This window comes from Dermabacter hominis NBRC 106157 (assembly GCF_001570785.1).
Taxonomy (GTDB): domain Bacteria; phylum Actinomycetota; class Actinomycetes; order Actinomycetales; family Dermabacteraceae; genus Dermabacter; species Dermabacter hominis.
In genome coordinates this window covers 16,320-29,343 of the sequence record NZ_BCSI01000011.1, presented here as the reverse complement: position 1 = coordinate 29,343, position 13,024 = coordinate 16,320, and the positions used below count along the sequence as shown (strand labels likewise).

The window sequence follows — 13,024 nt, the reverse complement described above, 5'->3', positions numbered from 1 at the left end:
GTACGGGCGACCCTTCCCGATCCCGATGATTCAGGGACCGCCCGATGGAGATTTATAGGCTTGTGTGAGGCTTTAGGAAGAAGGATTCGATGACCTCTACGAGCGAGTTCGCGTCGACAAGCCCGCTGCTCACCCTCAATGACGGCAAGAAGATCCCCCAACTCGGCTTCGGGGTGTACAAGACTCCGAACGATGAGGTGGAGGCCGCGATCAAGTGTGCGTTTGAGGCCGGCTACCGGCACATCGACACCGCGAAGCTCTACGACAACGAAGAGGGCGTGGGGCGCGCCGTGCGAAACTCGGGCCTGGAGCGCTCGAGCGTGTTCGTCACGACGAAGGTGTGGAACGACGATCACGGGCGCGAGAAGACGCGCCGCGCATGTGAAGAGAGCCTCGAACGGCTCGGCCTCGACTACGTCGACCTCTACCTCATCCACTGGCCCATGCCCATGAACGGCCTCGCGGTCGACACCTGGGAGGAACTCATCAGGCTCCGCGAGGAGGGCCTCGTGACCTCGATCGGCGTCGCGAACTTCCCGGCACAGCGCATCGACGAGCTGACGGAGGCGACGGGGGTTGTGCCCGTGCTGAACCAGATCGAGCTCAACCCCTATTTCGCGCAAAACGACCTGCGCGAAGCCAATCGCGAGCGCGGCGTGCTAAGCCAGGCCTGGGCGCCCCTTCATCGCGGCAAGGGCCTCTTCGACGAACCGATCATCCGCGAGATCGCCAAGCGCCTCGAGGCAACCCCCGCGCAGGTCGTGCTCGCGTGGCACCTCGCGCTCGGCACGATCGCGATCCCGAAATCGGTGACGCCGAGCCGAATCCGCGAGAACTTCGGCGCGCTCAATGTGCGCCTCACGCCCGAGGACCTCGCGGCAATCGCGGCCCTCGACCGCGGCGAGGCCGGGCGCACCGGCTTCGACCCAGAAACCATGGAGCGAGGAGCTGGCTACCAAGGCTAGGCACCACGCACCGCAGCCCCGACAGTCCGTGACCGCCAACCGTAAGGAGACAACAATGGCCTACGAAAGCCCACTCACAACCCTGAACGACGGGAAGACGATCCCGCAGCTCGGCTTCGGCGTGTTCAAGGTTCCGAACGATGAAACCGCCGCCGCCGTCAAGGCCGCAATCGAGACCGGCTACCGCCACATCGACACCGCCGCCGTCTACGGCAACGAGGAGGGGGTGCGCCAGGGCATCGATGCCGCGGGCGTCGACCCGAAGGACCTTTTCATCACGACGAAGCTGTGGAACGCGAACCAGGGCTACGACGAGACAATGCGTGCCTTCGACGAGTCGATGGGCAAGCTCGGCCTCGACGTGCTCGATCTCTACCTCATCCACTGGGCGTGCCCGAGCTTCGGCCTCTACAACGACACGTGGAAGGCCTTCATCGAACTTCAGAAGCAAGGCCGCATCACCTCGATCGGTGTCTCCAACTTCCCGGCGGAAAACCTCGAGGATCTCATTGAGACGAGTGGCGTGACGCCCGTCCTCAATCAGATCGAGCTTCACCCCTACTTCAACCAGGCCGAGCTGCGTGTCACCAACACCAAGTACGGCGTAGCAACCGAGGCGTGGGGGCCGCTTGGCCAGGGCGGAGACGTTCTGAGCGATCCGGCGCTCGAGGCCATCGCGAAGGCTCACGACGCGAGCATCGCCCAGGTCATCCTCGCGTGGCACCGCCAGCTCGGCACCATTGCGATCCCGAAGTCGGTCACGCCTTCGCGCATCGCCGAGAACTGGGAGTCGCTTGGCCTCACGCTCAGCGGTGAGGAGATCGAGAAGATCAACGCCCTCTCGCGCGCCGACGGCCGCGGCGGCCCGGATCCGGCCACGGCGGATTTTAAGTAAACCGTCGGCGGTGAAGTTTCGTTCCGCCAAGCGGAAGGTAACAAGTTCACGAACACTGTGCGGAACCTGCCCGCGCCCTCTTCCCCGGGGGCGCGGGCCTTCCTATTTTGGAGGCATGAGTGACGCACGCACCCTTTCACGCACCGACTACACGTTCCGCGCACGCGGTCATTTCGCGCTTTCGCAAGACGAGGCGTGGGACCGCATGACCCAGCAGTGGCTGCCCGCGTGGCTCGGCCTTCCGTCGATCCCCCTCATGGTGGGCGGCCCCCTCGTCAAGAACCCCGGTAAGAACCGCCAGATCATCGGCAAGGTGCTCGGCTCGGCACTCGGGCACCGCATCCGCGTCGAGTACGACAGCCCGCTCGTGAGCGCTCGCATCATTGTGCAAGCGACCCTCATGGAGGACGAGGGCGCGACTGTTCTCGAACTCGATGTGGAGAACGCTCCATCGCACGACGCACTCGAGACTCTCCGCGAGGCGTGGAGCGAGCGCGTCGCGGCTGCGGAGGCCGAAGTTGCGCGCGAACACGAGGCGTATCGAGCACTCTAAACACCCGCAAACCGCATACGCGAAAGCCCCGCCCGATTGGGCGGGGCATCCGTGCTGTTCACGCGTGAATGACAACCGTGTAGTTCTCCCCAACCGTGGACAACGTTGTGGATAACTCTGTTGAGGCGGGGCTATACGAGAGTGAAACCCAGCCCGACCGAAGCGGCGTTAGACGAGGTAGCCCGCCTGTGCCGCGAGCCACCACTTGACCGCACACGCGGCGATCAGCAACACGACAAGTCCCGCGATCACGCCGCCGTGAATGAGCGCCGATTTTTTCGCGACTGCAACGCGATCCGCGCCAGGTTCGGCGGTGGGTCGGGTTGCGAAGAAAAGGCCGACGGCTGCTGCCCCCACAACGAGGCCTCCAAGGTGGCCCTGCCACGAGATACCCGGGTAGAGAAAACCGATCACGAAGTTGAGCACGATAAGGATAAGAACCTGCGTGCTCTCCGCACCGAGGCGGCGTTGGAGGATCAGGAGCGCACCAAACAGGCCGAAAAGACCGCCCGAGGCTCCTACCGTGCCCGTGAACCACGAATCCGTGCCGATGCTTGACAGAAGCAGCACGGCGGTGTGCCCGCCGAACACGCTCACGAGGAACACCGCAAGATAGCGCCAATGGCCGAGCGCACGCTCAAGGAATTGACCCACGGCCCACAGGGCATACAGGTTGAGACCCACGTGCGCGATTCCCCCGTGGAGGAAGCCGCTCGTGAGGAAAGTCCACGGCATCGCGAGCGAGCGGAACGGCGCGAACATGAACCACTGCGAGAGCGTGCGGTCAAGCCCGATGAACTGGAGCGCGAAGATCACGGCGCACAGCCCCATGATCGTGTACGTCACGACGGGGAGAGTGCGCACGGGCTCGGCTCCCACAACGGTTCGCGGGGCACTCTGACGCTGACTGTGTTCGGCCTCGCTCACACAGTCGACGCATTGGACGCCGACGGCGGCCCGGCGCTGACATTCGACACACGCGGGGCGATCGCAGCGCTGGCAGCGGATAAGAGAGGGCCGATCCGGGTGGCGCGGGCACACGGAGTCCGTACTACTCGTGTAGTTCGGCTCGCCCGCGCCCGGCTGCGGATCGGCTCCTTTTCCGTAGCTCTGGGACATCGACGAAGTGAACCTTCGGGTCAGTCCTCGATGGTCACCGAGTTGATGACGACGTCTTCGAGCGGGCGATCACGCATGTCGGTATCGACCTTGGCGATCTCGTCGACGACCTTCTTCGAGGCATCGTCGGCAACCTCACCAAACACGGTGTGCTTGCCGTGCAGGTACTGGGTCGGGGCAACGGTGATGAAGAACTGCGAGCCGTTGGTGCCCGAGGGGAGGCCCGTGATGGCGTTCATGCGCTTACCGGCATTGGCCATCGCGAGAACGTAGGGCTCGTTGAAGTTCTTTTCGGAGATCTCATCGTCGAAGTTGTAGCCGGGGCCGCCCGTGCCGGTGCCGGTCGGGTCGCCGCCCTGGATCATGAAGCCATCGATGATGCGGTGGAAGATCACGCCGTCGTAGTAGGGGCGCTTTTCCTTGTCGCCCGTGACCGGGTTCGTGAATTCGCGCTCACCCCTCGCGAGCTCAACGAAGTTCGCGACGGTCTTGGGGGCGTGGTTAGCGAACAGTTCGAGGCGGATATCGCCGTGATTCGTGTGAAGCGTTGCAAACATGCCTCGATCCTCCCATACCCTCGCTGAAAACCGCTGAACGGCGCACAGCCATTCTGCATAGAAACTGTGATCTGCCGATGCACCGCTAGTAGGCTTGAGTCATCGCGGCGTGGCCACCACCCGCACTTCCAGACCGCCGCCGGGATTCCCGGCGCACGAACGAAAGGGTCAGCGATGGCTTTCACCAATTCCAAGCGCGAGGCCAAAAAGGCCGCGAAGAAGCACGCAAAGCACGCGAAGAAGCAGGCCGAAAAGCAGGCGAAGCGCGCGCAGAGCACGTGGTACAAGGCGCTCAACAACGCCGGGCCGCTCTTCAGCGAGGCGTCGAAGGAGGCGCGTAAGCGCGCCGAAAAGTTCTACGGCGACTACGCTCCCGAGGTTGAAAAGCGCGTGCGCAAGGGCCTCGATGCCGGCCAGGCCCGCGTGAGCGGGCTTTCGAGCCGCCTTTCCGATGAGTTCGATCGCAACGTCGGCCCGCGCGCTCGCAAGTTCCGCAGCGATTTCGAGGCTGACTACCTCCCCCGCGCACGCCGCACCGCGGACGCCGCGAACACGACCCTCAGCGCGGCCGTTGCCGCCGCCGTGGATGCCGCTCGCGCCGAATGGGAGAAGGGCGCGCCCGAGATCCGCACCGCCGCCACCACGAGCCCCGTTGCCGACAAGAAGAAGTCGAAGGTCGGCACCGTCCTCGTCGTCCTCGGCATTGCCGCGGTTGCCGGCACCGCCGGCTACCTCGCCTGGCAGAAGACCCGCCCCGTCGAGGATCCGTGGGCCCCGCCCGCGGACTTCGCCCGCTCGCACTACCCCGCCGCTGGCGTGAGCGAAGAGGATTCGACCGTGGTGTCAGATTCGGTGGCCGCAGCCGAGGCCGGCGACGTCTCCGAGTCCCTCGCCGACGGCGAAAAGGAAAACACTCACAAGGGTGAGTGACACTCCGCCGCACAGCAGCACGAGCCCCGTTCCCCACGCCCGCCGTGGGAGCGGGGCTCTCTCGCACACCCTCGATCCGTTGACGCGCGAGGATCTACCTGAGCTGTGGCTCCTCCACTCCGACCCGCGCGTATTCGAGCTCGACACGATCGGGCCGCTCGAGACTGTCGACCAGATGCAGCGCGTCCTCGACGTGTGGATCGCCTCGCATGAGCGCGACGGCTTCGGCTACTGCGCCATCCGCGAGGCTGAATCGGGCGATTTCCTCGGTATCGCGGGGCTTTCCGCGATGCCGCTCGGTAAGCGCTGGGTCGCCAACACCTACGTGCGTTTAGCGCCGCAGGCCTGGGGAACCGGGGTCGCCACGGACGCGCTCACGACGTGTCTTCGCGAGGTCGCCGCGCTCGACACCGCGCCGCACGAAGCCGCTTTCATCACGGCCCTCGCGAACCACCCGGCGCGCCGCCTCGCCGAACGCCTCGGCTTCACCCTGTCTTCCGAAAGCGACCCGACCGAATCGGGCGCCCACGTCGTCTACCTCCTCGATCTTCATGGCCACACCTGATCCCCGCTCGCCCTTCGGTTTCGCGGGCCGCTACGCACCCTCGCCGAGCGGCGATCTGCACCTCGGCAACCTTCGTACGGCCATCCTCGCGTGGGTTTTTGCGCGCCGCACCGGCCGTCATTTCCTCATGCGCATGGAGGATCTCAACCGCGTGAAGGAAGGAAGCGCCGCGAGGCAGCTCGAGGACATGGAGGCGCTTGGCCTCGACTGGGACGGCCCTGTCGCCTGGCAGTCGAAGCGACTTGACCTGTATCGACGGGTCGTGGCGGCCCTCGATGAACGCGGGCTCGTCTACGAGTGCTATTGCACCCGCCGCGAGATTCACGAGGCGCCGTCGGCCCCTCACGCCCCACCGGGGGCGTACCCCGGAACCTGCCGGGACCTCACCGAAGTCGAACGGGAGGCCGGGCGCACGAAGATGCGCGCACTAAACCGGGAGCCGTCGCTGCGACTGCGCGCGGATACGCACTCCTACGAGGCCATCGACCTGTACGCCGGGCACACCCTGGGCGACGTCGACGACTTCGTGCTCGTGCGCGGCGATGGGATGTTCGCCTACAACCTCGTGGCGGTGGTCGACGATATTGAGACGGGCGTCGACCAGGTCGTGCGCGGGGATGACCTCCTCAGTTCGAGCCCGCGCCAGGCATACCTCACCGACCTGCTCGCGCTTGCAGCGCCCTGGCTTTTCCCGCACCCCGATCGGCTCGGCGCAGGTCCGACGGTCGCCGGGACAGCCTCGCCGCCGCATCCGTCGGCGCATCTCTCCTACATTCACGTCCCGCTCGCCCTCAACATAGATGGGGCGAGGCTCGCCAAGCGAGACGGGGCCGTGACGCTCAGGGATCGCCTCGCCAAAGGCGAAAGCCCCGAGGACGTCGCCGAAACCATCGGAGACTCCCTGGGGCTTCCGGGGTGCCGAAGCGCCCGCGATATCCTCGAGGCCTTCGAGCCGAAAAACCTTCCGCACGAACCTTGGATTTACACGCCAGGCGCGCGAGCCTCTCGTTAGATCACGCTCACGCCGAGCAGCGTGCCGATGCCGTAGGAGACGGCCATCGCTGCCGTGCCGCCGAGAATCGTGCGGATCGTCGCGCGGCCCGCTTTCGCCTGGCCGAGGCGCGCCGAAATGAAACCGGTGAGGGCGAGTGCGAGCACTACCGACGCCACGACGGCGGGAATCTTCACGGCAACGGGCGTGAAGAGAACAGCAATCACCGGAAGGAGGCCACCGAGGGTGAACGCGACGAGCGACGCGAGGGCCGCACCAAGGGGAGAGGCGATCGACTCTTCTTCGATGCCGAAGCGCACGCGGGCGTGAGCGTCGAGCGCGTCGTGCGCGCTCATGCGTTCGGCAGCTTCGCGCGCAAGGTCTTCGGGGATCCCGGTCTCCTCGAGAGAGGCCGCGAGGGCGGCGAGTTCACGTTCCGGGTCCGTGGCGAGGCGCTGCCGCTCACGCTCGAGGAGCGAACGTTCGGTATCGCGCTGCGTCGAAACGGACACGTACTCGCCCATCGCCATCGAGAGCGCGCCGGCACTGAGCGCGGCGGCACCTGCGATCGCGAGAGCGCCGAAGGTCGGGGTTGCGGCGGCGACACCAACGACCATGCCGGCGACGGACACGATGCCATCATTTGCGCCGAGCACACCGGCACGCAGGCGGTTGAGGTTCGCCGATGACGCGGCGCGGTCGCGAGTGTCTTCGGAGGAGGTTTCTGGGGCGGTGCTAGAGCTACTCATAGCTCTCACGCTACGTCGCTAAAAACCTTGCCCGCTAGACCGGGAAGCCTACCCTTAGCGTCCTTCGCCACCCTCGACAGCAGCCGCCGGTTGATCGTCGTTCGTCTTCGGCGCCCACAGAAGCGAGGCGATGATCGCGATGATCATCGAGCCGGCGATCACGGCGAGCGAAAGCCAGATCGGGATCTCGGGGATCGAGTGCACGAAGTGACCAAAGCCTGAATCCTTAGGCCACAGCGGCGCCTCGTGGGCCGCGTGAATGACGAGCTTCACGCCGATGAAGGCGAGGATCGCCGCGAGGCCGTAGTGGAGGTACACGAGGCGGTCCACGAGCCCACCGAGCAGGAAGTACAGCTGGCGAAGCCCCATGAGCGCGAAGAGGTTCGTCGTGAACACGATGAACGGGTTCTGCGTAATGCCGAGGATCGCCGGGATCGAGTCGAACGCGAACATCACGTCGGTCAGGCCGATCGTAAGGAACACGAGCAGCATCGGCGTGAAGACCTTCTTGCCGTTCACCACCGTGCGAATCTTATTCCCGTCGTAGTGATCGTGGACGTGGACGACCTTTTTAAGGTTCTTCATGACGAAGCCGTCCTCGGCCTCCTCCTCTTCCTCGCCCTGGACCTGCTTATAGGCCGTGTAGAACAGGAAGATCGCAAAGATGTAAAACACCCACGCGAAGGAATTGATCACGGCGACGCCGAGCAAAATCAAGATCGCGCGCGCGATGAGCGCGATGATGATGCCCACCATGAGCACCTCTTGCTGGTATTTCCTCGGCACAGCAAACTTCGACATGATCACAATGAACACGAAGAGGTTGTCGATACTGAGCGAGTATTCGGTGAGCCAGCCCACGATGAATTGTCCCGCGACCTGGTGGTCGGCGAGGAAGTAGAGCGTGACGGCGAAGATGAGCGCGAGCGCCACGTAGAACACGACCCAGCCGATGCATTCCTTGAAGGACGGCACGTGGGGGCGCTTGAGAACGAGGAGAAGGTCGATAACGAGGATCGCAACGAGGACGATCAGCGAAATGACCTCGAACTGCAGGGAAATCTCACCCATCGGGGTCCCTTCGGGCTGGGGGCGGTGGAAATGACGAGGGCGCCTCACATCATGGGGCGCCCATCTTCGGATTGTGTCTAGTCTACGTGTTCACCTTGGACGAGAGTCGAGCGAAGAGGTCGGGAATCACCTGCGCAATGTCGCTTGCGAGAATCGGCGCGTGGCCCTCACCCGCTGCGAGGGCCGCGGCGTGAGCGTGCAGGGTCACAGCGGCTTCGCACACCGCAAGGAGCGTCCGACGGTCGCCGTGCTCAAGCCCTTGCGCGATCTGTGCGTGGTTGAGCGCCAGCAACGCCCCGGTGATGCCCGCGAGCGCATCGCCCGTTCCCCCGGTCGCGAGGCGCGTCGTGGGCGATGTGACCGCGAGAGTGTCGGTCCCCGGCGCGGCAATCCACGTCGTGTACCCCTTGAGGATCACCGTCGCGCCCGTCGCCACCGCGAGGGCCTCGGCAGCTTCCCGAGATGAAGCTTCGATGCGGTCACGGTCCCAGCCGTCGAGCAGGACCGCGGCCTCCCCTGCGTGAGGGGTGAGGACGAGGCGGGCGGGGCAACCGTCGGAATTCGCACGCCCCAGGGCGGGTCCAAGCGCGCCTGCATCCGCGACCAGAAGGGCTCCGGGCGAGGTTTCCTTCATGCACGCGCGCACGGCGGCGAAACGGTCGGCGCCCTCCCATCCGGAGCCAGCCACGAATACCTGGGCGCGACCCGCGGCAGGAACGACCTCGGGCGTACGCGCTATCACCATGCGCGCAACCGCTTCGGGCCCGAGATAGCGCACCAAGCCGACGCCGCAGCGGGCCGCCGCTTCACAGCCGATGAGCGCCGCACCCGGGTAGTGCTCGCTGCCCGTCGCCATGCACACAACGCCGCGCGTGTACTTGTGGTCGCGCTCGGTAGGCGCGGGCCAGTAGCGGGCGAGGTTGTCGAGACCGGTCACGAGAAGAGCTCCTTGACGTCGTCGGCGGTGATCTGTGCGCTGAACGCCTCGCCACCGTCGGTGAGCGAATCGAACAGCGCGCGTTTCTTCTCCTGGAGCGCGAGGACCTTGTCCTCGATCGTATCCGCCGCAACGAGACGGTAGACCATGACGCGCTCCGTTTGGCCGATGCGGTGCGTGCGGTCAATCGCCTGGTTTTCGGCGGCGGGGTTCCACCACGGATCGAGGAGAAACACGTAGTCGGCCTCGGTGAGCGTCAGGCCAAAACCGCCAGCCTTGAGGGAGATGAGGAATACGGGATCGTTGCCCTCGCGGAAGTCGCGGATGACGTCGGCTCGATCGCGGGTCGAACCGTCGAGATACTGGTAGGCGATCTGGCGTTCCCGAAGCTGCTCAGCTGCGCGCGCAAGGAAGCTCGTGAACTGGGAGAATACGAGCACCCTGTGGCCCTCGGCGACGACCTCGTCGAGGCGTTCGAAAAGAACCGCAAGCTTCGTCGACGGGGCGTTCTTATCGCCACCATCGTCGACGAGCGCGGGATCGAGCGCGAGCATCCGCAAGAGCGTGATCGAGCGAAACACGATGAAGCGGTTCTTGTCCATGTCGTCGATAAGCCCGAGGACCTTCTTGCGCTCGCGTTGAAGCACCGAATCGTAGATCCTGCGATGCGCCCCCTCGAGCTCGACCTTGACGACCTGCTCTTGTTTCTCCGGGAGATCCTTCGCTACGAGTTCCTTCGTGCGCCTCAGCATGAACGGGCGGAGCCGGCGGCGAAGCACGGGCATCTTCTCCGGATGCTCGCCCGATTCGATCGGCTGCGTGAAGTGGGTGCGGAACTGCACGTGAGGGCCAAGAACACCCGGCGCGACGATCGACATGATCGCCCACAGGTCCCCGAGGGAGTTCTCCATGGGCGTGCCGGTGATCGCGAGGCGAAACGGCGCCTTGATCCTCTTGACCGCTTGATGGATGCGCGAGGCACGGTTCTTCACGAATTGGGCCTCGTCGAGGATGAGGCCCGCGAACTGTTCGCGTGCGAAATCCTCTGAATCGATGCGGGCGATCGTGTAGCTCGTGACGACGATGTCGGCGCCCTCGATTTCGCGCCGAAGCTCCGTTTTTCGGGCGCGTCGCGTGCGAACCACGAGCGCGACCTTCAGGTTGGGCGTGAAGCGCTCGGCTTCCGCCTGCCACACCCCGATGACGCTGCTCGGCGCCAGGACGAGGAAGGGGCGATGGGTGCCGGCAGACGTCGGACCTGCACTTGCCTGGGCGGAGGTCTCCCCCGCGTGCACCATCACCGAGCCGTTCCCCTCCCCCGCGCTCGCCGTCTCTCGCGCGTGCTGGATAAGCGTGAGCGCCTGGAGTGTTTTGCCGAGGCCCATGTCATCGGCGAGAATCCCGCCGAGCCCGAGCGAATACAGCAGCGCAAGGAACTCGAAGCCCTCACGCTGGTAGGAGCGCAGCTTCGCGTGGAGCCCGGCTGGAAGGGGCGTGTGCGGGATGGCCTCGAGGTTCTTCAGTTTTCCGACGGTTTCTTCCCAACCGTCGGCAGCCTCGGTCGCATCCGCCGCGTCGGCGAGATCCTCCCAGAACCCCACCTGATACTTCGAGATCTGCTGGCGTTCGGGGTTCCATTCCGCAAGGGCCTCCCCCTCGGCGATGAGGGCGCGCAGGGCATCGAATGCCGGATGCTCAAGCGAAAAATAGGTGCGATCCTCGAGCAGCAGCGTCGACTGACCCTTCGCGAGCGCCACAAAAAGGGAGGGGAACGGGATCGTTCTGCCCTCGAGCGTGACCTCGAAGCCAAGGTCGAACCAGTCGTTCTTCGCCGGATTCTCGGTCTGCCTCACGCGCACGGACGGCGCGCCATCGAGCTCGCGGTAGGTGTGGCGCGTGCCCGAGATCGTGACGTCGATGCCGTCCATCGCCTCGAGCTCGGGCAGAACGCGCGTCGTGAAGTGCGCGGTGTCCACGTCGCTCAGCTTCTCGGTGCCTTCGGGGGCGCGGTCATCGGGGCGCGCGCCGCCAACCGTTGGCCACAGCTCGCGCACCTCGGCGAGGAGCTCATCCTCAAAGTCGCGGTCGCGGCCAGCACCACCCTGCTGATACACACCGTAGCGATTCCGAGTTGAGGGGTAGAACCACGACCACGCGAGTGCAACCGTGTTCGCACCGCTGTAGGCAACCTCGAGCTGCAGCCGCGGCTTTTTCGGCGCGGGCATCGTGACGCTTCCGTCGCCGCTTGCGACGCTCGTGACGCGGTTCAGGCGAGGAAGCGCGCTATCAAAGAACGCCTCGCGTTCACTCTTCGGCACGTCGATGCGAGTGCGTGCCTCGAGGAGTTTCTGCACGGGCATCGGCACGGGGGCGCCGGTCCCCGCGAATTCAATATTGAACGTGCCGCTTTTGCCTGGGTGAATGTCGATGACGCCGTTCGAGCCGAGCATGCGCGCCTCGGGCCTCGGCTCGCCGTCGATATGCGCGAGGGCCCGCACCGTGAGATCGTCGGCGCCGGTCAGGTCCAGGCCGACGTCGGCCCCCTCACCTAGCCGGACCTCGCCAACGTTCTCCAATCCCACAAACGCCACTCCCGCCTCGCGAGCGCGCGCGAGAGCCTCCCACAGGATCGGGGAGCGAAACTGGTTGATCCACAGTTGCTCGACCGCGGCCGTATGGCTGCGATCCGCCTCCGAGAGCGCAAAGATCCTGGTCAGGGCGTCAGCATGCGCGGGGTCGAAGCCGCGACCGTTCATGCGGTACTCGAACGTCCGCCACGACAGCCCCGATTTGATCCAATTGTTGCGCTTGCCGCGACGCAGCGGGCGGATCGACAGATACACGCTCTTTCCCGCCTCGAGGTGAGCCATCGTGAACGGCTCATAGCCCCACGAAAACCTCGTCTTCGTGAGCTGCTCGGCTTTGAGCTCGAAGCCGAGCGCGAGAGGGGTCGTATCCTCCGTCTCCTCCTCGCTCGCGCGCAAGAGCGGCGCAAGAGTCTCAAGCCACGACGCTGCCTGCTCCTCGGGTTCCGCCTCGCGGGCCTCCGCCCACGCCTCTGCCTGCTGCCCCGACCACAGGGCAAGCGCCGCGCCGTGCTTGCAGTTCATGACCACTGGGCACGTGCACGTCGACTGCACGGGAATCCACAGGGGAAGCTCACCTTCGGTGTCGTTTTCGTCATCGTCGACGCGGTGGAGCGACACCCGCACGCGATAGGGATCCGCGCCGCGGCCGTGCACGACGCCGATGAGCTCGCCCTTCGACCCGGTCGAGGTCGTCACCCAGTTGGGAAGGCGAACATGGTCGTCATTCGCGTACTCGGCCGCGCGCTCCACGACGACGCGCCCGAACATCGGTTCGATGAGGGCCTTCGGCACGAAGGGAAACGGCGGCTGAGGGGTGCGCGCGGAAGAAGCCATAACTTCCAGGGTACAGGCCGGGAAAAGGCGCCGTCGGACCACCAAGAACCCTCCGCTCCCTAGCCGAGGGGCGGGCCTGGCCCGGGCCCTTCCGGCCCTCCCCGGCCCGATGCCCGAGGGGCGGGCCTGCCCCGACCCTTTCCGGCCCCCTCGTCCACTCGCCCGGCCCCCTTCCCGACCCTCTCGCCCACTCCCCGGCCCCTCCTTCCTGACCTAGAAAACTAACCCCTACGTTTGTGGCGCAATTCGGCTGAGTTCCGCCGCAAACGT

At 65.4% G+C, this 13,024-nt stretch carries 12 protein-coding genes; 6 read left to right on the top strand and 6 right to left on the bottom strand.

Features of this window, described 5'->3' with window-relative positions:
• Nucleotides 1–89 precede the first annotated feature (89 nt).
• From DEHOM01_RS08505 to DEHOM01_RS08495, 3 genes are all read left to right on the top strand, one after another.
• Nucleotides 90–965 carry an aldo/keto reductase gene (locus tag DEHOM01_RS08505; protein ID WP_061212383.1) on the top strand — a complete coding sequence of 292 codons (876 nt, stop codon included), beginning with the start codon at nt 90–92 and terminating at the stop codon, nt 963–965.
• A gap of 55 nt (nt 966–1,020) precedes the next feature.
• Complete coding sequence (locus DEHOM01_RS08500) at nt 1,021–1,860, top strand: aldo/keto reductase (RefSeq protein ID WP_061212382.1); 840 nt, start codon at nt 1,021–1,023, stop codon at nt 1,858–1,860.
• 115 nt (nt 1,861–1,975) lie between these two features.
• Nucleotides 1,976–2,413: a hypothetical protein gene (locus DEHOM01_RS08495; protein ID WP_061212381.1), complete on the top strand. Its 438-nt coding sequence runs from the start codon at nt 1,976–1,978 to the stop codon at nt 2,411–2,413.
• Between the two features lie 168 nt (nt 2,414–2,581).
• Here DEHOM01_RS08495 and DEHOM01_RS08490 read toward each other — a convergent pair whose 3' ends face one another.
• Together DEHOM01_RS08490 and DEHOM01_RS08485 are read right to left on the bottom strand one after the other, a co-directional pair.
• Nucleotides 2,582–3,532: a rhomboid family intramembrane serine protease gene (locus DEHOM01_RS08490; protein WP_061212380.1), complete on the bottom strand. Its 951-nt coding sequence runs from the start codon at nt 3,530–3,532 to the stop codon at nt 2,582–2,584.
• Between the two features lie 20 nt (nt 3,533–3,552).
• Nucleotides 3,553–4,089 carry a peptidylprolyl isomerase gene (locus tag DEHOM01_RS08485; RefSeq protein WP_061212379.1) on the bottom strand — a complete coding sequence of 179 codons (537 nt, stop codon included), beginning with the start codon at nt 4,087–4,089 and terminating at the stop codon, nt 3,553–3,555.
• 174 nt (nt 4,090–4,263) lie between these two features.
• Here DEHOM01_RS08485 and DEHOM01_RS08480 point away from each other — a divergent pair, with 174 nt between their 5' ends.
• From DEHOM01_RS08480 to gluQRS, 3 genes are read left to right on the top strand one after another with little or no spacing between them, the layout of a single operon-like run.
• On the top strand, nt 4,264–5,019 hold the full coding sequence (locus tag DEHOM01_RS08480) for a hypothetical protein (RefSeq protein ID WP_061212378.1): 756 nt from the start codon (nt 4,264–4,266) through the stop codon (nt 5,017–5,019).
• A complete protein-coding gene (locus tag DEHOM01_RS08475; RefSeq protein WP_061212377.1) occupies nt 5,012–5,584 on the top strand; it encodes a GNAT family N-acetyltransferase in 573 nt (190 codons plus the stop codon). The genes DEHOM01_RS08480 and DEHOM01_RS08475 overlap by 8 nt, the downstream gene beginning before the upstream one ends.
• Nucleotides 5,571–6,596, top strand: a complete 1,026-nt coding sequence (gene gluQRS / locus DEHOM01_RS08470) for a tRNA glutamyl-Q(34) synthetase GluQRS (protein ID WP_061212376.1) — start codon at nt 5,571–5,573, stop codon at nt 6,594–6,596. Before DEHOM01_RS08475 ends, gluQRS begins: the two co-directional genes overlap by 14 nt.
• On the opposite strand, the gene DEHOM01_RS08465 is transcribed toward gluQRS, so the two are convergent.
• From DEHOM01_RS08465 to DEHOM01_RS08450, 4 genes are all read right to left on the bottom strand, one after another.
• Complete coding sequence (locus DEHOM01_RS08465; RefSeq protein WP_061212375.1) at nt 6,593–7,324, bottom strand: VIT1/CCC1 transporter family protein; 732 nt, start codon at nt 7,322–7,324, stop codon at nt 6,593–6,595. The genes gluQRS and DEHOM01_RS08465 overlap by 4 nt on opposite strands.
• A 54-nt stretch (nt 7,325–7,378) precedes the next feature.
• Nucleotides 7,379–8,395: a TerC/Alx family metal homeostasis membrane protein gene (locus DEHOM01_RS08460; RefSeq protein ID WP_061212374.1), complete on the bottom strand. Its 1,017-nt coding sequence runs from the start codon at nt 8,393–8,395 to the stop codon at nt 7,379–7,381.
• A gap of 82 nt (nt 8,396–8,477) precedes the next feature.
• Nucleotides 8,478–9,332, bottom strand: coding sequence for an ADP-dependent NAD(P)H-hydrate dehydratase (locus DEHOM01_RS08455; RefSeq protein WP_061212373.1), 855 nt, complete (start codon nt 9,330–9,332; stop codon nt 8,478–8,480).
• Entirely contained in the window at nt 9,329–12,754 is a 3,426-nt protein-coding gene (locus DEHOM01_RS08450) for a DEAD/DEAH box helicase (protein ID WP_245630698.1), read from the bottom strand. The genes DEHOM01_RS08455 and DEHOM01_RS08450 overlap by 4 nt, the downstream gene beginning before the upstream one ends.
• Between the last annotated feature and the right edge of the window lie 270 nt (nt 12,755–13,024).